Source organism: Enterococcus sp. E5-162 (assembly GCF_035725965.1).
GTDB lineage: Bacteria > Bacillota > Bacilli > Lactobacillales > Enterococcaceae > Enterococcus_B > Enterococcus_B lactis.
In genome coordinates, this window is record NZ_JAPRFV010000002.1 from 41,218 (window position 1) to 66,770 (window position 25,553).

24 protein-coding genes and 2 pseudogenes are annotated in these 25,553 nt (G+C 36.0%); 15 read left to right on the forward strand and 11 right to left on the reverse strand.

What is annotated here, in order from left to right; all coding sequences use genetic code 11:
• Nucleotides 1-401: 401 nt before the first annotated feature.
• Nucleotides 402-2,132 (reverse strand): pyruvate oxidase, encoded by a 1,731-nt coding sequence (gene spxB, locus OZZ83_RS02285; protein WP_278023392.1) that lies wholly within the window; start codon nucleotides 2,130-2,132, stop codon nucleotides 402-404.
• A gap of 164 nt (nucleotides 2,133-2,296) precedes the next feature.
• On the opposite strand from spxB, the gene OZZ83_RS02290 reads away from it, so the two are divergent.
• On the forward strand, nucleotides 2,297-3,115 hold the full coding sequence (locus OZZ83_RS02290) for a ZIP family metal transporter (RefSeq protein WP_002309890.1): 819 nt from the start codon (nucleotides 2,297-2,299) through the stop codon (nucleotides 3,113-3,115).
• Nucleotides 3,116-3,216: 101 nt separating this feature from the next.
• Here the strand turns inward: OZZ83_RS02290 and OZZ83_RS02295 are convergent, their stop codons facing one another.
• Nucleotides 3,217-3,414: a hypothetical protein gene (locus OZZ83_RS02295; RefSeq protein ID WP_002309889.1), complete on the reverse strand. Its 198-nt coding sequence runs from the start codon at nucleotides 3,412-3,414 to the stop codon at nucleotides 3,217-3,219.
• 168 nt (nucleotides 3,415-3,582) lie between these two features.
• On the opposite strand from OZZ83_RS02295, the gene OZZ83_RS02300 reads away from it, so the two are divergent.
• Both OZZ83_RS02300 and OZZ83_RS02305 read left to right on the forward strand, forming a co-directional pair.
• Complete coding sequence (locus tag OZZ83_RS02300) at nucleotides 3,583-4,161, forward strand: TMEM175 family protein (protein ID WP_002309888.1); 579 nt, start codon at nucleotides 3,583-3,585, stop codon at nucleotides 4,159-4,161.
• A 94-nt stretch (nucleotides 4,162-4,255) separates the two neighbouring features.
• Complete coding sequence (locus OZZ83_RS02305; protein WP_002320647.1) at nucleotides 4,256-4,393, forward strand: hypothetical protein; 138 nt, start codon at nucleotides 4,256-4,258, stop codon at nucleotides 4,391-4,393.
• An 887-nt stretch (nucleotides 4,394-5,280) separates the two neighbouring features.
• On the opposite strand, the gene OZZ83_RS02310 is transcribed toward OZZ83_RS02305, so the two are convergent.
• Entirely contained in the window at nucleotides 5,281-7,065 is a 1,785-nt protein-coding gene (locus OZZ83_RS02310) for a sensor histidine kinase (protein ID WP_104835530.1), read from the reverse strand.
• A gap of 54 nt (nucleotides 7,066-7,119) precedes the next feature.
• Between OZZ83_RS02310 and OZZ83_RS02315 the strand changes: the two genes are divergently transcribed.
• A complete protein-coding gene (locus tag OZZ83_RS02315; RefSeq protein ID WP_087063299.1) occupies nucleotides 7,120-7,854 on the forward strand; it encodes a response regulator transcription factor in 735 nt (244 codons plus the stop codon).
• Here OZZ83_RS02315 and citG read toward each other — a convergent pair.
• The 3 genes and pseudogenes from citG to OZZ83_RS02330 all read right to left on the reverse strand — a co-directional run.
• Nucleotides 7,803-8,690, reverse strand: coding sequence for a triphosphoribosyl-dephospho-CoA synthase CitG (gene citG / locus OZZ83_RS02320; protein WP_002309884.1), 888 nt, complete (start codon nucleotides 8,688-8,690; stop codon nucleotides 7,803-7,805). The genes OZZ83_RS02315 and citG overlap by 52 nt on opposite strands.
• Nucleotides 8,683-9,378 (reverse strand): GntR family transcriptional regulator, encoded by a 696-nt coding sequence (locus OZZ83_RS02325; RefSeq protein ID WP_104760346.1) that lies wholly within the window; start codon nucleotides 9,376-9,378, stop codon nucleotides 8,683-8,685. Before OZZ83_RS02325 ends, citG begins: the two co-directional genes overlap by 8 nt.
• A gap of 137 nt (nucleotides 9,379-9,515) precedes the next feature.
• Nucleotides 9,516-9,779: pseudogene (locus OZZ83_RS02330) on the reverse strand (CitMHS family transporter); the annotation flags it as partial.
• Here OZZ83_RS02330 and OZZ83_RS02335 point away from each other — a divergent pair.
• A pseudogene (locus OZZ83_RS02335) lies at nucleotides 9,776-9,991 on the forward strand (oxaloacetate decarboxylase subunit alpha); the annotation flags it as partial. The pseudogenes OZZ83_RS02330 and OZZ83_RS02335 sit on opposite strands and share 4 nt — an antisense overlap.
• Before the next feature lie 70 nt (nucleotides 9,992-10,061).
• Here the strand turns inward: OZZ83_RS02335 and OZZ83_RS02340 are convergent.
• A complete protein-coding gene (locus OZZ83_RS02340; protein ID WP_002309868.1) occupies nucleotides 10,062-10,565 on the reverse strand; it encodes a VanZ family protein in 504 nt (167 codons plus the stop codon).
• 623 nt (nucleotides 10,566-11,188) lie between these two features.
• Here OZZ83_RS02340 and OZZ83_RS02345 point away from each other — a divergent pair.
• From OZZ83_RS02345 to OZZ83_RS02375, 7 genes are all read left to right on the forward strand, one after another.
• Nucleotides 11,189-13,174 (forward strand): peptide ABC transporter substrate-binding protein, encoded by a 1,986-nt coding sequence (locus OZZ83_RS02345; protein ID WP_002309867.1) that lies wholly within the window; start codon nucleotides 11,189-11,191, stop codon nucleotides 13,172-13,174.
• A gap of 81 nt (nucleotides 13,175-13,255) precedes the next feature.
• Complete coding sequence (locus tag OZZ83_RS02350; RefSeq protein WP_002313930.1) at nucleotides 13,256-14,737, forward strand: ABC transporter permease; 1,482 nt, start codon at nucleotides 13,256-13,258, stop codon at nucleotides 14,735-14,737.
• Nucleotides 14,738-14,762: 25 nt separating this feature from the next.
• Nucleotides 14,763-15,674, forward strand: a complete 912-nt coding sequence (gene oppC / locus OZZ83_RS02355; RefSeq protein WP_050396368.1) for an oligopeptide ABC transporter permease OppC — start codon at nucleotides 14,763-14,765, stop codon at nucleotides 15,672-15,674.
• Between the two features lie 10 nt (nucleotides 15,675-15,684).
• Complete coding sequence (locus tag OZZ83_RS02360; protein ID WP_278023393.1) at nucleotides 15,685-16,773, forward strand: ABC transporter ATP-binding protein; 1,089 nt, start codon at nucleotides 15,685-15,687, stop codon at nucleotides 16,771-16,773.
• On the forward strand, nucleotides 16,763-17,692 hold the full coding sequence (locus OZZ83_RS02365; RefSeq protein WP_002316542.1) for an ATP-binding cassette domain-containing protein: 930 nt from the start codon (nucleotides 16,763-16,765) through the stop codon (nucleotides 17,690-17,692). Before OZZ83_RS02360 ends, OZZ83_RS02365 begins: the two co-directional genes overlap by 11 nt.
• Before the next feature lie 126 nt (nucleotides 17,693-17,818).
• Nucleotides 17,819-18,250, forward strand: coding sequence for an HIT domain-containing protein (locus tag OZZ83_RS02370; protein ID WP_002313932.1), 432 nt, complete (start codon nucleotides 17,819-17,821; stop codon nucleotides 18,248-18,250).
• A gap of 271 nt (nucleotides 18,251-18,521) precedes the next feature.
• Nucleotides 18,522-19,547, forward strand: coding sequence for an FUSC family protein (locus tag OZZ83_RS02375; protein ID WP_002313933.1), 1,026 nt, complete (start codon nucleotides 18,522-18,524; stop codon nucleotides 19,545-19,547).
• Nucleotides 19,548-19,649: 102 nt separating this feature from the next.
• Here OZZ83_RS02375 and OZZ83_RS02380 read toward each other — a convergent pair whose 3' ends face one another.
• Both OZZ83_RS02380 and OZZ83_RS02385 read right to left on the reverse strand, forming a co-directional pair.
• The gene (locus OZZ83_RS02380; protein ID WP_002316546.1) at nucleotides 19,650-20,126 is read right to left on the reverse strand and encodes an NUDIX domain-containing protein; all 477 of its coding nucleotides are present in this window, start codon (nucleotides 20,124-20,126) and stop codon (nucleotides 19,650-19,652) included.
• A gap of 73 nt (nucleotides 20,127-20,199) precedes the next feature.
• Nucleotides 20,200-21,099, reverse strand: a complete 900-nt coding sequence (locus OZZ83_RS02385; protein ID WP_002320656.1) for a hypothetical protein — start codon at nucleotides 21,097-21,099, stop codon at nucleotides 20,200-20,202.
• A 408-nt stretch (nucleotides 21,100-21,507) separates the two neighbouring features.
• Between OZZ83_RS02385 and OZZ83_RS02390 the strand changes: the two genes are divergently transcribed.
• The 3 genes from OZZ83_RS02390 (at nucleotide 21,508) to OZZ83_RS02400 (ending at nucleotide 22,418) form a co-directional block, all read left to right on the forward strand.
• The gene (locus OZZ83_RS02390) at nucleotides 21,508-21,639 is read left to right on the forward strand and encodes a helix-turn-helix transcriptional regulator (protein ID WP_252706772.1); all 132 of its coding nucleotides are present in this window, start codon (nucleotides 21,508-21,510) and stop codon (nucleotides 21,637-21,639) included.
• Nucleotides 21,640-21,858: 219 nt separating this feature from the next.
• Nucleotides 21,859-22,065, forward strand: coding sequence for a helix-turn-helix domain-containing protein (locus OZZ83_RS02395; RefSeq protein ID WP_029682149.1), 207 nt, complete (start codon nucleotides 21,859-21,861; stop codon nucleotides 22,063-22,065).
• Between the two features lie 236 nt (nucleotides 22,066-22,301).
• Nucleotides 22,302-22,418 carry a putative metal homeostasis protein gene (locus OZZ83_RS02400; RefSeq protein ID WP_002288644.1) on the forward strand — a complete coding sequence of 39 codons (117 nt, stop codon included), beginning with the start codon at nucleotides 22,302-22,304 and terminating at the stop codon, nucleotides 22,416-22,418.
• Nucleotides 22,419-22,756: 338 nt separating this feature from the next.
• Here OZZ83_RS02400 and OZZ83_RS02405 read toward each other — a convergent pair whose 3' ends face one another.
• The gene (locus tag OZZ83_RS02405; RefSeq protein ID WP_002309855.1) at nucleotides 22,757-23,419 is read right to left on the reverse strand and encodes an ATP-binding cassette domain-containing protein; all 663 of its coding nucleotides are present in this window, start codon (nucleotides 23,417-23,419) and stop codon (nucleotides 22,757-22,759) included.
• A gap of 2 nt (nucleotides 23,420-23,421) precedes the next feature.
• The gene (locus OZZ83_RS02410; protein WP_123861113.1) at nucleotides 23,422-25,536 is read right to left on the reverse strand and encodes an ABC transporter permease; all 2,115 of its coding nucleotides are present in this window, start codon (nucleotides 25,534-25,536) and stop codon (nucleotides 23,422-23,424) included.
• Between the last annotated feature and the right edge of the window lie 17 nt (nucleotides 25,537-25,553).

The following is a 25,553-nucleotide window of genomic DNA, read 5'->3' on the forward strand; positions in this document are numbered from 1 at the left end:
CCGGTAACAGTTTGACTGTTGCAATTGGTAGCTGGCTTTTTTATCATGGACAAATATGCACGAGGTAATCTTTAGGTGTCGAGAAAAATTTATGCAAAAATGTGAAAAGCAATATGCATAAATTTTATCTTAATACTTGAAACATACCGCAGTTATCACAACCTCTTGATATACGGTGTTCAAAAGTTTGCATCTGCGATAATAAGCCCAACCAAACGAAAAAATATGACGAGCTATTTTTGTTTGGCTGTTCTTATTACTTGATGCAGGGCAGCTTTTTCACAACCTCTTGATACACGGTGCTCCACCTGCTGCTTCTCGGTAATAAGATCGCCGTCCTAGAAAATATGAGGAACTATTTTCTGTCCATCGTTCTTATTACTCGAAGCATAGCGCAGTTTTTACAACCTCTTTTCATATAATTCATTCAATACTGGCAAATCATGGACTTCATATTTTTCTTTGAATGCTTGGATTTCTTCTTCAGAATATTTTCTTGGATCTAAATGCAGATCTTCTACTGGCAATGGGCGCTTGTTATTGATTTTCACATCGATCACTACAGGACGATCTGATTTTGCGGCTGCATCAAAGGCAAACCGAAGTTGCGAGTATTCTGTGACTGTAAAGCTTTTTGCTCCGAGTGCTTCTCCAACTTTACCGAAATCTGCATCTTCTAAAAATACACCGAATTTCTTTTGTTCCGTATCTTCTTGTTCTGCTTCGATGAAACCAAAAGAATCATTAGAAAAAACAACATTGATAATTGGAAGCTGATATTTGACTTGTGTAATGATATCTTGCATGACCATAGCAAATCCGCCATCACCACTTAAGGTAAATACTTGTTTTTCTGGGTAGCTTAGTTGTGCGGCAATTCCTCCAGGCACACCATTACCCATAGTGGCGAACCATCCAGAGGTTGTATGTTTTTGTTTACCGTTCATATTTAATAAGCGAATAGAATGGATAGTCGTGTTACCGACATCTGTGACGAAAATCGCATCGTCTTCAGCAATCCGATTGATTTCTTTATAGACAGCCTCTGGTCGAATCGGTTCTTCCTCACGATCTTCAAAAGATTTCAACCAATTTACCCATTTTACTTTATTTTCCTGATTTGCTAGGTACCAGCTATCAGCAGGACGAGTATCACCTAATTCGACCAGTCTTTGCAAAGCTGTGTTTGCATCACCGAGAATCGACAGAGATGTTTCATGGCGCCGTCCGAATTTTGACGCATCAATATCGATTTGGATAAATTCAGCAGTTGGATTAAAAAATGCACGTCCAAACGGGAAGTCGCTACCGACAAATAAGATTAGATCGGCTTCTGCCAATGCTTCATTTCCGGGTTTAGTAGCGACACGTCCAGCAAAACCAAGAAAGTTTTCATAATCATCAGGAATAATTCCTTTTGCTAGAACGGAAGCGACAATAGGAACTGAAAAATGTTCTGAGAATTCTTTGATTTGCGGAAATCCGTTTCGCGTTCCTTGACCAACATAAAGAACTGTTTTTTTTGCTTTTTCAAGATAAGGCAAAGCAGCCAGCAAATCTTTTTCTTCTGGTAATATCACACTTGTTTTATGAGTGTGAGCAGTAGAGAAAGGTTGTTCATCAATTTCTTCAAACCCAAGATCAACAGGAATAGTTACGATAGCCACACCTTTATGCTCATAGGCGGCTTTAATGGCTTCATCTACGACATGTGGAAGACTTTGGGGCGTCATGACTGTACGATTGTATACGCTGACATCTGCGAAAATAGGATTTTCATTTAATTCTTGGAAAGAGTTATAGTTCATGGATGTAGAAGCAACTTGTCCTAAGAACGCTACTAGAGGCACATGGTCCATCTGTGCATCATATAAACCATTGATCAAATGTGTCGCACCAGGTCCTGCAGAGCCGAAGACAGCGCCAACTTTCCCGGTTAATTTTGCATCTGCGGCGGCTGCTAGTGCACCGACTTCTTCATGACGGACTTGAATATATTTGATTTCGTTTTTTTCGTGATATAGTGCATCCATAATCGAATTGAAAGATCCTCCGGGAATGCCATAAATATGGTCGATGCCCCAGCTTTCAAGAACTTTTACCATTGCGACTCCTGCATTGATTTTTGACATGGTGTTTCACTCCTTTAGCAATGATGATTCATAAATTTTTGGTATCTAGAGTATAGAACTTTTTATCGAAAATCCCAACTAATTCGTCTTTTCACAAAAATGTAGTCATGTTTTTGGGAATATGCTAGAGTAGTACATAAATAGATTCAAGAGAGGGGAATGGCATGGTTGAATGGCTATTGAGGCTTGATCCTTGGCAGCAAGCACTTGCTGGGACAGCTTTTACTTATTTTATGACAGCTCTTGGTGCCGGATTGGTTTTTTTCTTTAAAGAAATCAAAAAAGAAGTGCTAAATTTGATGTTAGGATTTGCTTCTGGTGTCATGATTGCTGCAAGTTTTTGGTCCTTGCTCGATCCAGCAATTACAAAAGCAGAAGAAAATGGAGATATTGCTTGGCTAGTTGTAAGTATTGGATTTGGTTTAGGTGGGGTGTTTTTATATATGGCAGATAAAACACTGCCCCATATGCATTTTGGACCGCAACATGAAGCAGAAGGATTGCCTACCCATTTAAAGCGGACAATCTTGCTTGTTTTTTCTATTACATTGCATAATGTTCCTGAAGGTTTAGCCGTGGGGGTAGCATTCGGTGCAGCAGCAACTGCGAATAATCCGACAGCCGCTATACTAGCCGCTGTTTCGGTGGCGCTAGGTATTGGTATCCAAAACTTCCCAGAAGGAGCAGCTGTATCAATCCCATTGCGACAAGAAGGTCTGAGCCGTAAAAAGGCCTTTGTTTACGGACAAGCTTCTGGAATCGTTGAACCAATCGCTGGGGTGATTGGCGCACTACTAGTAACGAAAGTGGAGCTGCTGCTTCCTTATGCACTTGCTTTTGCTGCAGGAGCGATGATTTATGTCGTGGTGGAAGAATTGATTCCCGAAGCACAGCAGACATTGTCCAGCAAACGTCATTTTGCAGTTTTTGGTGTTATGAGCGGATTTATCATTATGATGATCTTGGATGTAGCATTAGGATAATTGGGAAAATTCATATATGATATATCAAATAGGGTCGCGAACTTATGTCGTGACCCTATTTTTAAGTAAGTTATATCATAACGGAGTGATTATGTGATTCATTAATAATAGTTTTTTCGATGTGTATTGCCTTTGATCCAACGAACGAGCCAGATGATAAGTGCGATTGGAATCAAAACTTTGACCGCAAACCATAAAAGGCCACTTACGACACTAACAAAAAGACTGATGACAAAGCTAGCAGCAATCAACACTAAAAGAACCATGAAGATATTTAAGAACATATTTTTTTGACGCATACAAAACCCTCCTCTTGTTCATTCTTTACTATAGAAAAAGTATAACAGGGATTCTCTAAAAACACCTCCAACTGCAGACTGATTTTTACTTCATCTGCTTAAATGATCAAACAATTGCTTTTTCACTTGTTTATCATCTAAAATAGAGCGGAAAAGGAGGAGAATATCATGCCTAAAAATCGTCTTGAAGCATTTACAGATGCTGTAATCGCCATTATCATGACTATTTTAGTTTTAGAACTTCATGAACCTAACGGAGATACGTGGGAGGCGCTCGCAGCATTAGGCTACCGATTTTTTATCTATATTGTCAGTTTCATCATCTTAGCGATTTATTGGAACAATCATCATCATTTATTTCAAGTTGTACATAAGATAAATGGACGGGTCTTATGGGCGAATAGTTTCTTTATTTTTGCGCTTTCACTTTTTCCATTTGCCACTTCATGGATCAGTGAGTACATCAATAGTCTGGCTCCAGAAATGACTTATGGTTTTGTTACCTTGATCGCTAACATTGCGTATTATATCTTGGCAAAAGAACTTGTCAAAGCAAATAAGGGTCACGAGAAAGCATTGAAGGCGATGCTGAATGATTACAAGAAATCGTACTTATCGATTGGCTTGAATGTCTTAGGAATTGTCTTAGGCTATTTAGTAGCGCCAGTAGCCGTGCTGATCGCAAACATCGTGATTCTGGCTGCTTGGATCATCCCCAGCCGTACCATCGAATCACAATATCGGTAAAATGATCTTTGTTTAAAATTTAAGAGAAAAATATAGAAAAAATAATCAAACGATCAAATATCCGAGTGATACTAGTATTCAAAGAGGGATGCAGATGGATCAAAAAAGACTTCATGTAGGACTGATTACTAGTTTTGTCACGATGCTTATTTATTTGGATCAAGGTCATTTGACTTGGACAGTAGTTAGTGTCACGGTATTTTTGACATTATTCGCAGCAATAAAAAAATAAACATCTTTATGTAAGCTAACATTCTATCTATTTAATAAAAACAGGTTTACAGCAGTATGATTCTGTTGTAAACCTGTTTTTATTTGTGGAAAATTTTTATTTTTAGGAAAGTGTATTGAAATATAAATCGTTAGTTTTTCCACAGTGGATAACTTTATGATAGCTAAAAAAGCAATAGATTAGTTAAAGGAGGCATATAGCTTTCTTTTGTCAGGGGATATACAATAGAAATGAATAAATATTAACGAGAATTCAGATGGGGTTAAAAAAGTAAATTCAGAGGAGTGAAAAATAACTAAACGACTATATTCAACTTGTTATTTAATAGTTAAAAAATAACGATACACTTGTTTTGATTTCTCTGCTACTTCTAAAAAACTGCTGCTTTTTCCTTTGAAATGTCTTCAAAAAGTAGGATCAGGTAAAATCTACTGGCAGAAATCAAGGAAAAAGATACCTTCATAAGAGAGAAAAATGATAGAAAAGAAGAAAAATTATTTATAGAACAAGCTTTTTGTAACAAATTAATATACCTATACGGGGTATAAAGAAGAGCGAAGATTTCTCAATCGATTTAAGTGTCGAATAGGAAAATGCTAAGATTTAAAGCATGTAAGCTAAAAAAATAATCATTTTTGATTAAAATGCGTACTTAAATTATGAACGGCTTATGGTAATACTTGTTTTTCAAGTAAAAAGAGCAAACCTAACCAATTTAACGAATAAAAAGGGAAAGTAAACAAAATATATATTTCTGTACTTTTTGTGATAGCGCTTTAATGATACACTTGAAAGGAGGAATAAGCCTATCTAAGAGTTTCTTTATAAACTATCAGACAATGTTTCCTTTAAACATATGGAAAACTGGAGCAGGTATTCTACTCCAGTCATATGAGTGTGTTGATACTATTTTTTTGAATAGGGATTGCTAAATGGAAAATCGTACCCTCTTTGTTGCTTTTAACTCGAAGAAGCCAATCATTTTTTCGAACGAGGGAGGCAACAATAAATAGTCCGAGCCCAGTTCCTCCAGCTGTAGTTTTCGTTGTAAAAAACGGAGTGAATATCTTATCTCGTATTTCTTCTGGAATACCAGGTCCATTATCTGCTATTTTGATAAAGACCCAATTTTTTCCTTGTTGCGAAACAGGGATATCCGTCATGCATTTAGAAAGTTCCGCGCATTTTTTTGATGTGATGTGTATATGGGCATCGTTTTTTGCTTGATAAGCGTTCATTATCAAATTATAGAGGACGATTTGCAGATCTTCTTTTTCAAATCTGCTACTTCCATTAGCGGAAAGTTCAGTATCTAGAATGATTGTCTTAGGAAGTAAAATACGAATCGTTTGTATCGCTTCTTGAACCGTTTCTGATACTTGATGGACTGACTGTTCCCCTGAATGTACTTTTGAAAAGCGCAAGACATTGGTAGAAAGTTGCAGTCCTTTTTCTGCAGATTGATAGATTTCTTTTAAATCTTCAGTTAATTGTTCATCTTCTTGGCGTTCTTCTATCAAAAGCTGTAAGTTACCGATCATGGGTGTCAAGAAGTTGTTCATGTCATGAACGATCGTAGTAGTCAATAAACCGATTGTCTCTAATTTGGATTCTTGAAGGATACTTTTTTCCAGCTCATATTTTTCTTGTAAAAGCAGTTGTCGTTCTTGTAGACGAATATTCTCTAAGTAAGTTTCATTTCGTTTTACATAATAGCGGATGGAAACAGTTAACAAAAAAATAATGACTAGCAAGAACATTAACAATCCTAGTGTAATCAGGTTATCCTGTAGGAGCAGCCCATTTCTTTCGTAATAATCTTCATTGCTAGCAGCGATAAGTCGAGCGTTACCAACTGTAAACCACTCATAGGAAGAAATCTTTATCACTTGTTTAGGATGTTTTTTTGTCCACCAGTATGAATAGTAGGTCAGGCTGCCTTTTTTATGTTTCAGTTGTTCTTTTTCTAGCTGCTCCAAACTAGCAAAATCAAAAGTTGGGAATTTTTCTTTTCGATCATCTACCACTGTTAAGCCAATCTGTTCCTGAGAAGGATGCATGATGATCTTCATTTCTGCATTTTTGACCATTGTATAGCCGATGACTGCAGAATCTTTTGAAATATTGGTCTGATAAATCTGTTGTAAATCAAGCGGCATGACGAGTAGAACTTGTTTTTTAGAGGCGAGAGAAACTTGCTGGTATAAATTTATGTAAGCGTGATGTTGATGGAAATACACATCACCATTTTCAATAGTATTCTCTGACAAAGCTGTTGAAAACAAAGGATCAGCTGTTAGGGTTTTTGGTATATCAGTAAAGGCACTCTGAAATTTATATTGGTGAATAAGTTGACCATTAGAAGAGAAAAGGAAAATACCGATTGCAGCTTTTTGATTTTTAGATATAGAGACATCAGATAAATCAGAAGCAAGTTCCTCGTTTTTTATTTGTCCGCTATACTTGTCCAGTAAGCATTGATAAGAAAAAATCTTTTCTTTGATCAATTCAATAGCAGAATGATTGATTTGAGCTAATTGCACTTCTGCAGATTTTACAGCTTTTTCTTGTGAAGTATGAAAACTGGCAAGTGTAAAAATAATTCCGCTGATCGTCAGCAGCAGGATCAGTGCGATGGGAGCATAGAGACCTTTGTTTGTAGGTTTTTTCATTGTTCGTTCCTTTCTGTTGCTAATCTATCAAATAAAAATAGAGGAGGAGTTTTTGTGCGAAATGAAAAAATTTTAGTTGTAGACGATGAGCCGGCGATTCGGAGACTGATTTGGAAGTCTCTACAATCTACAGGCATTTTAGTTTATCAAAGCGACTCAGTAGAAAAGACGATTGAAATCATGTCACGTGTGACATTTGATCTTTTTTTACTTGATATCAGCCTTGATTATGAAAACGACGGATATCATTTAGCGCAATTGATCCGAGAAGAAGATCTAGCCGTTCCATTACTTTTTCTAAGTGGTAAGAAAAGCGAAGAGGCGATGATTACCGGTTTAGAAGTAGGAGCAGATCAATATTTGACTAAGCCTTTTTCTTTAGATCTTTTACGCGCACAAGTGACAGCAGCTTTAGATCGTAATAAAGCGATTCGCAACCAGTCTGCCCATCCTATAAAAGGAGAGATCAAAGCCGGAGATTTTCGATTTGACCCAATACGTTATCAATTGTTTAAAAAAGATTGTCTGATCAAATTATCATCTAAAGAACTTCAGTTGATCCGTTTTTTCATGGAAAATCCAGATCAGGTCTTTTCCAAAGAACAAATTTATCGCAGTGTTTGGAATGATGAGCATTTTGATGCCAATACGATCATGGTTTTTATCAATCATTTAAGAAATAAAATCGAAGCCGACCCCAAAAACGCAAAGTATTTAAAAACGATTTGGGGGATCGGCTATACATTCTTGCCTGATGGAGACAAGGAATGTTCTAAAAATGAAAAATAAATACTTAAAGCAAGTAGATCAGCAGAACCGCCGGGGCTTAAATGCCGTTTGGTCAAATGGAGGTCATAAATTGTCAGTTCATGGATAAATGCTTGCGCTGATAAATTTTTTTTGAACAGATAGCTGCTTTCAGCTTGTACTTGCTTTAAAGCTTCAAAGCCGCCACGATGGAGCAAATTGCTGTCTTGTGTCTCACTCATCAAAAAAATCAATGCATATAAGTATTTTATCTCTTGGTTGTTCTGCGTATGCTGCCGTAAAAAATCTAACAGCTTATTTAGTGTAGGGTAGCCGCTTGCTGCTTCGCCTCGGATTCCGGTACTGCCGTGTTCGAGATAAAGTTTTTCTCCATAAGTCAATGATTCTTTATCTTTACATGAGAGGTGCTGAAAATCTTTTTCTACTATTCCGGAGACGATCTGCTTTGCTATTTGAAGGACAGACTCAGTATCTTTCTTTGTAAAGGGAAGGGTAGCACCTTTTTTGATATATAGCCCTGTAGCACCTAGAAGAATCGCAAAAGAGAAATTAGCACCCTTATGTGTATTTATACCATTTGTTGCGTGTAGCATTGCTTTTTCTGCTTTTTTTCCAATCTTTCGTAACTGTTCAAAAAGTAAAGGAGCATCTCCTTTATGATTATAACCAGCCTCTGCATATTGATAAAAAAAGGGGGCTAAACTGACGATACTGTCGAGAAAAGTATAAAAATCCATATCGTGATGAGCACCATTCGAGTAGCGATCGACCAGTCCGGGTTTTGGAGTAAGTGAGACTTCGTATAGCAAAGCCTTTTCTGCATAACTACTGATGGTCTTTAATAAAGGATTAGTCAATTTTTTGCCGCTCCATTTCTTCTAGAATGAATTTTAGCGAGTGATCTAAATGTTCATGGATCAATAAAGTGAGTTGCTCTTTGTTTTTTGTTTTCATTCCTCGATAGATAAGCCAATGTTCCTCCAGGGCTGTATTTCTACGTTTAGAGGAACGAATGGCAATATCACGAAAGTAGATAAGGTAAGATTGCAATTCTAATACAATTCCTTTTAGCCGAAGCATTTGGCTCTTTTCATAAATAAATGCATTGAAATCGGAAAAATTTTGTAGTAATTCATCTACTTGATCTTCTCTATTTAATTTCTCCCCATATATCAACAGCGCTTTCATTTTTTTGAAATCGTCAGTTGTCATTTGATCCATAGCTTTAATTGCGGCGAGTGTATCAAGCGATTTTCGAATATCGTAGATTTCATGAGCATCTTTCGTACTTATTCCTTTTACTACGACACCGATTTTAGGAACATATGTGACTAATTTTTCTGTAGTTAATTGCTTTAGCGCATAACGGATCGGGGTACGGCTGATATTCAAGATCTCAGAAAATTCTTTTTCGTTGATTCGCGTACCAGCAGGAATTTCTCCTAAAATAATCGTTTTTCGAAACGCTTCGTAAAGTAAGATTTTCAAGGTCTTATTTTGTGAAAAATCAAGATTTTTTTTGACTGCATCAATAATCGAGCTCATTTGCCAACTCCTTTCTGACTATCTGAATTGGATTCTAAAAATCAAATAATCAAGCAACTAAAGGAATCATAACGAAAAAAATAACAAAAAACAATTATATATAAAAACAAATTTTCGAATTAATTTTTTATGGTTATTTATTGAGGAATGTAAAGCGGCATATGTCCTAAAAGAATGATCGTAACGACGAAAATGATGAAGATCCCTAATGCATACTTTGCCGCTTCTTTTTGCCATTGTCCCATATCTAAACCTGTCAGGCGCAAAAGCAGATAAATAAATGCGACTAGCGGACTCAGTAAATGAAAAGCCTGTCCTAATAAGGAGGCAAGAGCCATCTGCATATTAGTAAATCCATAAGCACGACCTGCTTCTGCTAAGACTGGTAAAACACCAAAATGTAATCACCGTTCGTCCAGCAGATTTCATTGAGCCCCAACTTCCAGCTTTTCGTCAAGAAATTTCAAATTATGCAAAATCTGAGGAAGATGTCTTGATGTATGCTTTGTTTCCAATACAGGCAAAAGATTTTCTAGGAAGAAGAGAAGATCGATTTTACGATGTCCCACTCCAAATGGTAGAGGTGAAAATCGATTTTTTTGAAAATCAATAATTGAATAAAAAAGGACTGTCATAGGTACACACTGGAATGTATCTGTGACGGTCCTCTTTTATGAACGATTTTATCGAAGACGGATAGTACGTGTCAAAAATAAAAAAGCTACGATTAGAAATAACAATAAAATGTACCCCAAAATAACGGCTAGGCGATCCAACTTATTTGTCGATATGTGTTTGTTTAAAAGCTGATAGAACCATAATCCAATCAGACCTCCTGTTGTATTAGTAATTACATCAGTGATATCCGCTACGCCAATAACGAATAGGAATTGAATAAACTCTGCGAAGAAGCTTACAAGGAAAATGATCCCTAATTTTTTAGAAAAGGAAAGCCCTTTGAAATTGACATCCAAAAGCACCCCAAAAGGAAAAAAGACAATCAAGTTATAAGTGGTCTCGCGCAAAACCGTCGTATTTTCAAAAGAAAAAGTAGAAAAAGGGACGAGATTGACATTGCTATAAGAATAAGTGAGAAATTGTGGAAGATTAAATGACAGCTTGAATAAAATCAACCATAATAGAAAGAATAAATAAATCCCTAATAAAAATTTTGATACATACCGCATAGACATCTCCTCCATTTAAAAAGTATACCATCGAAAACCGCTGAAAAATCATAAAAAAGTATGAAGTTTAAGGGCCAATGTAGTTATCGTACGAAAATTAGAAGCTTTTTTTGTTGGGAATCCGGTTTCTTTTAAATGAGTTTAAAATGAGAAAATATTCAAATGTATAACTTAAGTAATTTTTATTCATCCACATTTTCCTCTCAAAGATTATTTTTAATAATTATATAAACTAAATGCATATATATATTATTTTTTGTATAAAAATGGAATATGCTATACATGAAAAAATTATGGAAAGATAAGTCTTTCAACACTTTTTTCTTCGGATTCATTAGTTTTACGCTCATTTCATTAATGATATTTACTTTTTTATTTTCTTGATGATAAAAAGAAAAAGTTAGATAATTGCATATATAGTTATATATATAAATTTCAGATAATTCGAATTATTTTGCTGAATCACCTTGACATTGCCTAATACCAATTGTATTATTTCAATAACTTTCATTATCTTTTAATTATTTCAGGTGATTTATTAATTAAACATGTTGCGCAATTATCTGGTTAATAGGGGTTGAAAAGGGTGAAAGCAGTATAAATAAGAGGGGGATATACATTATATGAAAAAAGTTTTAGCTTTGCTTCTAGTAAGTGCCGTTATGCTGGGAGCATGCGGGAGTAATGCAAAAGGGTCTAGCTCTTCAAAGAAAAGTGACCTTGTATCAGAATATAGTTCTGTATATGTAACAGATCTTGAAACGCTAGATTACACATTCTCATCCCGTAAAACGAATAGTGACCACTATACTAACTTTGTGGAAGGTCTTTTGGAAAATGACCAATACGGGAACCTGAAAGGCGATATGGCTAAGTCATGGGAAGTTAGTGATGACGGGTTGACTTATACGTATCATCTTCGCAAAGGTGTTCCTTGGGTGGATAGTGAAGGAAATGAGTATGGGGCTGATGTGACAGCAAATGACTTTGTTACTGGGTTGAAACACGCGGTAGATGTACAATCACAAACGTTATATATCGTGGCAGATAGTATCAAAGGCTTATCTGATTATATAGATGGTAAAACGAATGATTTTTCTACTGTTGGGGTAAAAGCAGTAGATGACTATACGTTGCAATACACATTGAATAAACCTGAACCATTCTGGAACTCAAAAACGACTTACGGTATCTTATATCCAATCAATGAAGAGTTCCTAAAATCAAAAGGGAAAGATTTCGGTAAACCAACACCAGACTCCATCCTTTATAATGGACCCTTCATCCTTGCAAACAATACAGCTAAATCAGTTATCGAATATACGAAGAATGAATCTTATTGGGATCCTAAAAATGTCCATTTAGACACAGTAAAATGGACCTACAATGATGGAAGTGATCCCGATGGGTTATTTAAATCTTACGAAAATGGAGAATTATCTCTTGCTCGTGTTTATCCAAACTCACCAGGATATAAAGACGTAACAAAAGCTTATCCAGATGGTGTGACTTGGTCTCAAACAGGTGGATCCACATACAATTTAACATTTAACTTTAACCGAGGTACATTTGATGCAACTTCAAAAACAACAGATAAAGAAAAAGAAGATACACAGAAAGCTATTTTAGATCGCAATTTCCGTTTAGCTATTCTATTCGGATTTGATAAGAAAAGCTATAACGCACAAAGTGTAGGAGAAGAAGGAGCCAATAAAGCATTACGTAATACACTTGTTCCTACCGATTTTGTAGAAATTGGCGGAAAACCTTACGGTGATACAGTGGCAAGTAAATTAAAAGCACTGGATTCCGATGCTTTTGGCGATGTAAATTTATCTGATGGACAAGATGGGTATTATAACGCAGACAAAGCCAAAGAATATATGGAAAAAGCAAAAACAGAACTAGAAGCAAAAGGTGTGCAATTCCCTATTCATTTAGATATGCCAGTTGAGGAAACTTCTGAGATTAGTGTCAACATGGTCAAATCTTTGAAAAAATCAGTGGAAACTTCTTTAGGATCAGATAACGTAGTGGTTGATGTTCAACTATTGAATGAAGATAAATATTTAGCTGCTACTTATCAAGCAACGACCGGACAAGCTGGCGACTTTGACATTACAAATGCCTCTGGTTGGGGTCCAGACTACACTGATCCATCTTCTTACTTGAATATCTATGATTCACGCAAAGGGGATATGATCCATACACTTGGACTGGAAGCTTCTGCCGTAGTACAAGGAACGGATCCATCAACTGCTGCGAAAAAAGCAATCAACTTACCTGAATACGACGCATTATTGGATAAAGCCGCTGCTATCACTGATGATTTAGATGCTCGTTACACTGCTTATGCAGATGCAGAAGCTTGGTTGTTAGATAATGCTTTGCAAGTACCAATTTATGCGGATGGTGGGACGCCGCGTGTCACAAATGTAGTGCCATTTAGTGGACCATATGGTTGGGCAGGAATTGCTGCAAACAAACTGAAATATGTAGAAGTACAAAGCGATATCGTCACAACAGATCAATACGACAAAGCGAAGAAAGCTTGGGAAACGAAAAAAGAAGAAACTGCGAAAGAAGCAGAAACAACAAGTTCTAAGTAATTTAGCTGAATGAATAGTAAAAAAGGCTTTCAATTTCTATTGTAGCCTTTTTTACTTATATGATGAAAGAGAGGGAAAATTGTGAAAAGATACCTTTTATTTAGAGTCCTGCGCTCTATACTTAGTATTTTTCTTGTAACTACCTTAACCTATGCGGTGATCTATTCACTTGTTCCGAGAAAAACGATATTTCAAAATGATGTGAATTACGGAAAATTAAAGGCAAAACCAGATGAACTGGCAGATTATGAAAACACAGCTTTCAGCAAGATGGGTTATATCGAATACCACACGACGAAAGAACTGAAAAAAGAAGTAGGAAGTAGTTCATCAGAAAAAGCCTCTTCTGAGCAGTTAGAAGAAAAATACCAAGATTGGGCGAAGAAAAATGGTTGGACGCTCAAACAATTTCCAATCAGCAAAGAATATTATGCGACAAAAGATATCCCATTAGTAAAACGCGTAGTGAATTTCTATGCGAATATGATCCAAATCGATCACCCTTGGAAAGTAAAAGATGCCAGCAATCCTAACTTAAAACATTCTCTGCGTATCGAAAACGATGAGTTGGTCGGTTGGGCACTTGTCGGTTCAGGAACACAATATAAATACCAGATCTATTTCAATGGACAATTTCCTTATATCCATCAAAATATCGTTCATTTGAATCTAGGCACTTCATATCCGACATTTGCTGGACAAGCGGTAACAAGCATCCTTTCAGGAGGACAAGGGAAAACAGAAAGTACAGAGACAACATTTAATGATGATTTTACAGCGCGCTCTTCTGCTAACATCTATCTCCGTCAATATCAGAAAACAAAAAACATCTCTTCACGAGACAAAAAATATTTTTCTGATAATTATGTCATCACAGATACGAATTACCAAGACCCATCGATGATCGGCACATCATTTCGTATGGGAGCCATCGCTGTTGTTATTGCTTATGCGATCGGCATACCTGCTGCGATGTTGATGGCTCGTTACAAAGGAAAGATACCAGATAAAGCAGGGATCGCTATCGTAACGGTGCTGATTTCCGTGCCAAGTCTAGCCTTTATCTATTTCTTCCGATTTATTGGAAGCAGCTGGTTTTCTTTGCCAGATTCCTTCCCAGCATTGGGCGCACAAGATATTCGCTCCTATATATTACCGACAGTGATTCTAGGACTATTGTCTGTTTCTGGAATCGTTATTTGGCTGAGACGTTACATGATCGACCAACAGTCTTCCGATTATGTTAAATTTGCGAAAGCAAAAGGTTTGAATGCGAAAGAAATTGCTAGAAAACACATTTTCAAAAATGCAGCTATCCCAATCGTCAATGGGATTCCAGGAAGTATCATCGGAGCGATTGCTGGGGCGACGATCACAGAAACAGTGTTTGCTGCACCAGGTATGGGGAAAATGCTACCTGATGCGATCATTACCCATAACAATCCATTAGTTATCGCAATCGTTTTTGTCTTTACCACAGTATCCGTATTTTCAATCTTAGCCGGGGATATTGCAATGGCATTAGTCGATCCGCGAATCAAACTATCGTCAGGAGGAAAATAGCTTGGAAAATGTGAAAACAGAACAAATGAATGAATTCATTTTTGTAGAAACGAATTCGTTAGCTTCAGAAAAGATTGATACGCCGAAGTATTCGTATTGGCGTTCGGTCATGCGTAAATTCTTTTCAAATAAAGTTGCGATTTTTATGCTGATACTGATGCTGGCTGTCTTATTGATGAGCTTTATCCAGCCATTATTCAGCGGATATAAATTTATGGATGTAAAAGATATCAATGACTTTACGAAACGCTATAATCCACCAAGTGCAAAATTTTGGTTTGGTACAGATGCTAACGGCATGTCCTTATTCGATGCAGTTTGGGCAGGGGCAAAAACATCAATTTCCATCAGTGTCATTGCTACATTGATCACTACAGTTATTGGTGTAGTAGTAGGGGCGATTTGGGGAACATCTAAAGCAATTGACCGTTTCATGTTGGAAATTTACAACATCATCTCGAATGTGCCAACTTTACTGATCGTTATCGTTCTCTCTTATACGTTTGGTTCCGGATTTTGGAATTTGATTTTTGCGATGTGTGTGACGAGCTGGCTGAGCGTAGCTTACTTTATTCGGGTACAAGTCATGATCATCCGCGACCGCGAGTATAATCTAGCCTCAAAAACACTAGGAACACCGACCTTGCGGATGATTTTTCGTAATATCCTGCCTTATCTGATTTCTATCATCGTGACAGATATATCTAGAGCGCTACCTTCGTTTATTTCATATGAAACATTTCTTTCATTCTTAGGCGTTGGGTTAAGCAGTGATGTTCCTTCCCTCGGACGATTGATCGCAAAATATACGAATAACATGAGCAATTACCCTTATCTTTTCTGGATTCCTGTGACTGTACTGGCGTTAGTTTCTGTTTCTTTATACATCGTAGGACAAACTCTTGCAGATGCGGCAGATCCAAGAACACATATTTAGGAGGCAAACAATGGAGAATCAAACAATTTTATCAGTAGAAAACATCTCGGTCAGCTTCCATGTTCGTCACCGTGAATTAAAAGCGATCAGAAATGTCTCATTAGTGCTAAAAGAAAAAGAAACATTAGCCATCGTTGGTGAATCAGGATCAGGAAAATCAGTTCTGACAAAAACATTCACCGGGATGCTGGAACAAAACGGCAATATCACTTCAGGAACGATCCGTTATAAAGACAAGATATTAAGCGAATTGAAAAAGGATGAAGAATGGGAAGATATTCGGGGAAAAGAAATCGCGACGATCTTCCAAGATCCTATGACTTCACTGAATCCTATCAAAACAATTGGCTCACAAATCTCAGAAGTCATCATCAAACACCAGAAGAAATCAGCGAAAGAAGCGAAACGCTTAGCTGTCGAATTGATGGAAAAAACAGGAATTCCTAATGCGGCAAAAAGATATGATGAATATCCTTTCCAATACTCTGGTGGGATGAGACAACGGATCGTCATTGCTATTGCATTGGCTTGCCGACCTAAAATCTTGATTTGTGATGAACCGACAACCGCTTTGGATGTAACGATCCAGGCACAAATCTTGGAACTAATCAAAGAGCTTCAGGAAGAATATCAATTCACAACGATTTTTATCACCCATGATTTGGGCGTTGTCGCGGCTATAGCAGACAAAGTAGCTGTTATGTATGCTGGACAGATCATCGAAAGCGGAACAGTTGAAGAAATTTTTTATGATCCAAAACATCCCTATACATGGAGCTTGCTTTCTTCTTTACCACAATTAGCACAAAAAGGAGATGTGCTTTACTCTGTACCAGGAACACCACCTTCTTTATATAAAGATATCCAAGGAGATGCTTTTGCGCCTCGCAGCGCCTATGCGATGAAGGTCGATTTTACTAGTGAACCGCCTATGTTCCAAGTATCCGAAACCCATTTTGCGAAGACTTGGCTGTTGGATCCTCGTGCACCGAAAGTACTTAAACCAAAACAAATCGAAAATCTTCATGAAAAAATGATTGCTTTGGCTGCAGAATTGGATAGTGAAGAACAAGACGGGGGGAAGCAAGTTGTCAGCTGATAAAAAAACTTTGTTAACTGTAAAAGATTTAGAAATCACTTTTGGAGAAGGAAAAAGCAAGTTCGTAGCTGTCCAAGACGCCAACTTTGATATTTATAAAGGAGAAACATTCTCTCTCGTAGGAGAATCTGGTTCAGGCAAAACGACGATTGGCAGAGCAATCATTGGGTTAAATCCGACAAGCAAAGGGGATATTCTCTTTGAAGGGAAAAAGATCAATGGTCCCTTGTCGAAAAAAGAACAAGCAGAAAAAATCCGTAAGATCCAAATGATATTCCAAGACCCATCCGCATCGTTGAACGAACGGGCAACAGTAGAATATATTATCTCAGAAGGCCTCTATAATTTTAACCTGTTCCACTCGGAAGAAGAACGTTTGGAAAAGGTGGCAAAAATCATCAAAGAAGTCGGACTACTTCCAGAGCATATGTACCGCTATCCTCACGAATTTTCCGGCGGTCAAAGACAACGGATCGGAATCGCTCGTGCATTAGTGATGGAACCTGAATTAGTCGTAGCAGACGAACCAATCTCTGCTTTAGATGTTTCGATCCGTGCGCAAGTGTTGAACTTACTGAAAGATGCACAAAAAAAACGAGAAGTGACATATCTTTTTGTCGCTCATGATCTATCAGTCGTACGTTTTATTTCAGATAGAATCGCTGTGATCAGACAAGGACATATTTTAGAACTAGCTGAAACGGAAGAGTTATTCAACCATCCGATTCATCCATATACAAAGGCATTGCTTTCAGCTGTGCCTATACCAGATCCTATTTTAGCAAGGAAAAGAAAATTACATGTGTATGATCCTAGCATACACGATTATACAAAACACGGTCCGGTTTTCGAGGAAGTACGCCCCGGACATTTTGTATACGGGAATCAAAAGGAATTAGAAGCGTATCGAAAATTGTGAGATCTGCAGTTTGACTGAGCACCGAAAATCAGGTGATCAAACATAATAGTTAATCGATATTTTGGTAAAAGCAAGGGGAAGACAGAGGAGTCTTACCCCTTCTTAGTCCACAAAGGGGTGGATGAATTGGAGGATTGTTTATTTTGTAAAATAGTGAATGGAAGATTGCACCGAAGAAAAATAGTTGAGAGTGAAAATATTCTTGTATTTTTAGATAACGCAAGAGATGTCGATGGTCATATGATCGCTCTAGTCAAAAAACATTGGGTCAATTTAATTGATTGCGAGCAAGAACTATTTATCGAATTGATGAACGTCATTCGAGCGGTTTCTCTTCATTGTGTCGAAAATTGCGGTTTTGATGGCGTCAATTTGATCAAAGCAGAAGATGAGACAGTAGAAGAACATGTCTCTCACCTTCATTTCCATATTATTCCTAGAAAAAAACAAGATGGGGTGGATGCTTGGCCCTTATTTACCGGCGCGATGAATGATTTAGAGACTATGCACCAGCTTCTTGATATGAGACAAAGGACAGGAGAAAAATCCAGTGCATAAAAGAGAAGAATGTACGCTCTTAGATACGATTCATTCGGTTTTTAATAAAAAAAGATAAGGTAGCGAGTTGCTTAGAAAACTTGCTATCTTTTTTTGTTAAAACGACTCGGAATGTTTGTTCTTTGTTCTGACTTTTCCAAGCCTTTTTCTTCTTGATACTAATTTTATGAAAAATCAAGAAACAATTGTTATACTAGGTAATGCTGACAAACGGGATTGGCATTTCATTTTGATTCAGCTTCTTTTCAAATCACTAGGAAGGAGGGATAGATTGTTCAAGACTTATTTTCGTTTCAATAAAATACAAGATAATCCTTTTCGTATCATGAACCTGATGCTACTTATCTTTATCGTATTGTGGTTAGGTTACATAAATCATGACTTTTTGATTTCAAGTTTTTCATCCTTAGGGATCTTTACTTTTTTCTATTATCAAAACATACCGATGAAATCTTTGTTGAAACGTATGTTTTTGATTGGTTGTGGTCTTTTGTTTGCTTTCGTTCTAGGGATTTTGTCAACTTATGTTTTATGGCTTGAACCATTTGCTGTAGCTTTGGTTGCTTTTTCCAGCAGATTTGTGTTGCGATTATTCCATATCTCTAAACCAGGTGGCTTGTTTTTTGCGATGCTTTCTGCCATGGGAACGAGCATGCAGCTGCCAATCGCTCAATTACCGATCGTCTCGCTTTATTTTTTTATGGGTGTCGTTTTTGCCCTGATTGCGGCAGTGATTACAAAATTACTGGATTCACGGCCTGAGCAGACAATTGAAAAAGCGACTCTAAAAGAAAGGTTTCATGAAGAGCCTTTGGTGATCATTGATTCTGTTTTCTACAGTGCCGCCTTGTTTCTGTCCGTTTATGTCAGTCATGGCTTGAATCTGCATAATCCTTATTGGTTGACCTTGTCATGTGCATCGATTTTGCTGGCGGAAAATTTGGATGCGATGAAGCATCGACAAGTTCAATATCTGATTGGATCGATGGGTGGGTTATGTGTATCAGCAGTCTTGTCATTTGTGCCGTTCACACAACTGCAGACGATTTTTCTGATTACGTTTCTTTATGGAATCGCACAATTTCTAGTTGCTAGAAATTACGCGGTTGCTAATATTTTTCTTAATCCCATGGCGTTGATGCTATCTACACTTATTCGCGGGGCCTATCTGATGTCTTTGATCGAATATCGTTTTTTAGGAATCATCATAGGAAGTTTCATCGGTTTAGGTGTTGCGTGGGTAATGAATGTCGGACTGCAACATTATTTAAATGTCGTTCGAAAGAAATTAGAATAGAAGGACAAATAGAAGTATATGTGCTAAAAAAGGTTGTGAAAAAGTCATTTTCACAACCTTTTTCTTAATACTCAAAACTGAGCGGCTTTTTCACAACCTCATCTAATCGAATGATACCTCAAAGCGGACAGAAGAGGGGAATTCCGCAATGTTTTCGTTTAACATAGTTGGTTTCACGTTTTTTACCTCTTTTCTGTGTTTCCAAACTGGTCGCACTTTTTCTTCTGCTGCAACGATTTTATGTCTATCCGAGTGAGCTACACGTTTCAAAAGATAGACGAAATTGATTTGCTGATAGGCTTTATCTGTGTTTCCTTCAATTGAAAAGGTACTTTCAATAAGGGCAAGCAAACGGACGATTTCTGTTTCATAAGCAGTTTCCTCCAGCATTTCGCGAACAACGGCTTGTCGACTTGTCTCCAAACGTTTGACCGCTCCGCCAAGCAACACTTGGATGACCTGTTTATCGTTTTCCCTGCTCAAAAGAATATCATCTGTTTCCTCATTCCATAAAATTCCAGATGCCCGTATATCAAATTGAAAATTCTCTTCTACCATACGCAAATCATTTGTTTCCATTCCAACGCCCACCAATCTTTTTCGCAAAAAATTTTTATTTATGTTGGCGGATGGATAAACTTTTTTGAGATAATCAACGTTTTACTTGAAAGTCGTACAGATATTCTTGCTTTCTCCATAGTGAAGGTTCTACACGTCGCTTTTCCGTAAGAGACAAGCTAATTAGGTCGAGTTCCCAAATGATTAGATTATTATCATGATCATGGGTAGCAATCGCTACGTGTTCATCATCAATCACGGAGACAATAAATACCCCACTAAGATCCATGTTTGTCGGGAGTTTTTTAGTAGTTTCTGCAGTCTCAAGATCAATAAAGTAGATCGTGCCGTTACTTGAAAAGTAAACAAGCTGATCTTTATAAATAAAACTTCCTTTTGAAAAACTGAATCCTATATCTTCCAGTATTATTTCTCGGTCTGTTTCTTTAAATGTATACGATGAATCTTTCAGCGAATAGCTAAATAATCCAGCTCGCCGATTATTAGCAAAATCAAAAGCCACTCCGTATAAGTGGTTTTCATGAACATTTAGCCGATAACCTATCAGATATTCACTCCCTTCTATATTGGGGAACGAACCAAGGTTCTCACTGATAAGCGTATCTTCAGAAAGATAGAGTCTATCAACAAATAATTTTCCTATTTCTTCGTCACGTAAAATATAGAGAGACTGCTCATCGTTTCCAGTCGAAAAAATATGCCCGTTGATAATCGTATAGTCATTATTAAAATAAAGATTGTTTTGATAAAGGATGTCATTGGTATCTGGATAGCCATGATTGAACAAAGTAACCAGCTTCCCGTCCAATATGACGCTGTCTATTCCTGTATGTTCTTTTGTTTGGCGCTTTTCCTTTTCGATTTTTCCTGAATGAGGTGTATAAACGAAGTCATGCGTTCGATCAGATAAAAAGACTTTTTGATCATGTTGTACGAAAGTGCCTAGTTCCAGTCCTTCTGTTTTTAAAATCACTTGATCCTTCTTTCCGATACCAACGAATCTGCCAGATGTTACAAACTTGTCCATTGTATTCGAAAAATAGAGATAATAATCATAATCATCTGTCAGTTTCTTTTCCTACACCGGTACATCCCGATATCCCTAACAATAAAAGGAACCCCAAGCTAAGAAATAGGTATTTATATTTCATGACATCTCCTTGTTAACGGTCATATTCTAAAAAACATTCCCATATTATTCCACCTATTACCGATTTTTTCATTCTCTAACACTCCTTTTATTTTTTTATATTTCAACAATTACAGTGTATTCTAACTAGCAATCAAATGTAAGACACAAATCATTGCGCCATATATTCAATTCCTAAATTTTCCGTTATAGTTAATATGGGAGAGAATACTTAAATGAAAGGAGCGAGGGATGGAGATCCATCAGTGGTTGCGTGAGAAGAGAAGGGAAAAAGGGTATACTCAAAAATGGGTGTCACTTCAGTTACATATTACAAGACAAGGTTTGTCCAATTGGGAAAATGGCCGGTCATATCCAAGTTGATGCTCTATAAATTGATTTGTTTGTATGGATGCTCAGCTAAAGAGATTTCAGAACTGTTTACAAGAGAAAGAGAAACAAAGAACTAGGATACACCATTTCTTTTTTAAGATCCCAATCGTTATAGACTCTTTTCAATTACAAATGTTTCTAATATAGTTGATATTGAGGGAAATGGATGCGGTTTAACAACGAGGAGGATGCTTGGATGGTATTTGCTCGATGGCTGACAAAAAAAGAAAAGACCGAAGTTATACACAAGATTTCGTTGCACGACAATTAGGTATCACAAGACAAACACTTTCCAAATGGGAAACAGGTCTATCGCGTCCCAGTTACGAGATGTTACAAAAAATTTTTCGTTTTTACGACTGTTCGCAAAAAGAAGTAGCTGAATTGTTTAAGACAATCGGAAACGGTAAGATGTGAATGTGGGAAGAATAATTGGTAGATCATATGTAATAATAAAACTTATTTCCGAAGAAGCACCTTTTGGAACACTATTCATTCGGAAAAAGTGATTGTGACACGACTTTTGCCATAGCCTCGTTTTAGCAGGTTGACTTTCTTTTTGACATTTGATACCATTCAGAATACAAATCGTAATTATTTCGATTTGCATTCTTTAACATGACTACAATCAAAGAAGAAAGTGGGTCGTCTATATGGAAAAAACAGATATCTCAAGTGCGTATCGCCGTTTGAAAAGCCCAAATATCAAAACACGAAAACGTGCGTTGAAAATCATCAAAGATGTGAAACGAAATAGTGGAAAAAGGTAAGAAGAAGGAAACTTAATAAAAAAATGAGGTTGTGACAGAAGTGGTCAGCTTCAAGAAATAAGAAGGAATTGACGAAATTTACTTCTCACATTTTTGTGTAATTTCGGCTTATTTCCGAAGAAGCTACTTCTGGAACACCGGTTATTCGAAAAAAGGAACTGCGACACGATTTTTGTCACAGTTCTATTTTCAATTATTTTTGTTTATTCCCACTCGAAAATAAAAAGATAGCGTATAGAATTATTTCGCTAATCTAAAGGTTTGCAACATATTATAATATGTTTAGAATACGATGGATTTTATAGAGTATTATCATTTTATTTACTTATTTCTACGTATTAATGTGTTAAAATTTTTTCTTGCTTATCTAGGACAGTTAAATCTAACGTATTTTTAGTAAAGTTTATAAACTTTTTGTCATGAGTCACAAAAACAACGGTAGCATGATGTTCGACATTAAATTTTTTTATGATGCGAAAGACTAATTCAGCATTTTTTTCATCAAGATTACCTGTAGGTTCATCTGCAAAAATATAAGAAGGTTTTTTTAAAATTAATCTAGCTAACGCAATACGCTGCTGTTCTCCGCCGCTTAATTCATAAATCTTTTTCTCTAAAACATTGGATAGACCTACTTCGAATAAACTGTGTAACATCATTTCTTTTTTCACTTTTTTATTCATTTTTTGGTTTTTTAATGCTATAAGTAGATTACTTTCGACACTTTCATCGTTTATTAAACCGAAATTTTGAAAGATATAGCCAATCTTATCTTTTTGTAGTAAATGAACTTCTTTAGCACTAGGATTTTCTATACCTTCAAATATGATTTTTCCACTATCAGGTTTTTCCAGCAAGCCTAACAAGTTTAATAAAGTTGTTTTGCCACTCCCGCTTTTTCCATAAATACATAAAAAGTCACCATCTTTAATCGTTAAGGAGAATTGTTCAAAAATTTTATTTTTTCCATATGAAATACCAACGTTTTTTATCTCTATCATCTCTAAACTCCTTTTTTTTCTATGCTTGGCTTGTTAATAGAAGTGCTTAAGTAATACATGGTTAATAAAGTGATAAGTAATTCTAAAATGCTCCAGCAAGTAATTATAAAAATAATATATTGGTTTCTATAAAGGATGAATAATACTGATACAAGAATGATATCTAATAAGATAATTGGCATGACTATTGGAGTAAAGAGTTTTATAAAAGAGTATCCAAAAAGTCTCTTAATATGCAAGCTATATCTATATTTTTCTACGATTAATTGGTAGGATGAAAAAACATTAAAAATTTGGATTACAGTTAAACAAATCAATAGAATTCTTATAGTGTAAATCAATGTTTTCTTTGTATTCAATTCTTCAGCTCGGAAATTGTAAATTGAAATAGTATTCTGGATGCTTGGTAAAGTATTTGTTTTGATAATGGTCGGTAATAAATAATTAAATCCATCCTTTTTTTCTGTTTGAACAAAAGAAGATGTCGTCAACCAGGCTGCATAAAAACTAGCATCTAGATTTCCTGTATCTACTATAGAGATTGGATCAACTATAGTAAAGTCTTTTTTATCAATGTGAGGATTATACGTAAAATATTTTTGATGACTTTTCACATATATGATGTTTATTTTTGCATTTATCGGTTCTGAAGACGCGCTCGTAGCTCGCCTCAAAAAAGAAAAATATTCCAGATATTGCGATTCAATTTCTTTTTCAAATTTATTCAAGAAGTCAGGCACTAATAGATTCAAATGGTTAGGTGAATAGATTATTTTATCTATAGGAGATTTTCCTTGAGTATCTATGATCGGGTTGTGCGCGAAATAGTTTTTATTGATAATGATCGATTTTCCAGCAGGAGAAGTCAATTGTTCAATATCACTATGAGTATTCATTTCATAGAGCGGTTTTCCATTTGATAGTTTTTCATAATTGGATGAGTTTATTAGGAATAATCCTTTTTTATTTGTTGCCTCGTTAAAAAAATTTTTCAAATTTTTCTCGTAAGGACGATATTCATCTGGATCATTCGTGATAAATCTTAATTGTGTGGCATAGATATTCTTTGTTTTCTCCCAATAGACATTTTGATTTTGGTGCTGAACCAATACCTGTTGATCTTTTAATAATGAAGTACCTAAAATAATAATGGTTGTTGCAACTGCTAATTTACAGAATAGATTAAAGGCTATCCCAAAGCTGCTGTAATTGTTGCCTTTTAAATTATTGGGATGATTCGAGCGATAAATGAGTTTAATAGATAGATAAATACAGATAGAATACAGCGTAATGAGTAAAAGAGTGGTCAATAATGACAAAGAGAAAAAGGAAATTATAAATGGCATTCCTTTATAACGGATAAAAAAGTATGGGACAATAATAAGGCTGACGGTAGATAAACTCAATAAAAGTACACGTATGATAGGAATTGTAAAAGAACTTAAAGTATCTTGGATACTCCAGCCAAATAGTTTAAATAGAGTGATTTTTTTAGTTTGTTTAATAAGAAGTTGGATCAATATTGCTAAATTAACTACCAATAATAGAAACCATACTAAAATCAATAAATATTTGTCGAAAAACTCTTTGCGGACATTTAGGTTGTAACTATCATTGTTATCGGTTTGTATAGTTCCTAGTTTATTGATATCTCTGAGAAACGCGTGGATCTGTTTTTGAGTGTTTCCCTGAATATAATAGACGCCTGAAATCCCTGTTTCAGGAATGTCGGCGAACTTTTTTAGCTCTAGGTCAATTTTTGAATTTGTCCAAACGAAATCTTTTCTAGATTTTAAAGTATCTGTACTGCTTTCATTTGGATTCCCTAGAGTAGTAAATTCATTCTTCATTGTTTGATTTGTATATATTTTTAAATCGGAGTCACTAGAAAATATATATTTAAAGATTTCAATTTGATTGTTGTTTGCTGTTTCAATAATAAAATCAGCTTGTTGCTGAGGTTCTCTTAACATTGAATTAGATTCGACTAGAATAGTAATCTTTTCTTTATCTTTATAAAGTAATTTATTTAACTCTAATTGGTCAATAACTGAAAGGAAAATAAAAACAGTTAATATTAATTGGGCAATTATTCCTATGTAAACATATTTTTTCATAATATCTCCTTTAATAA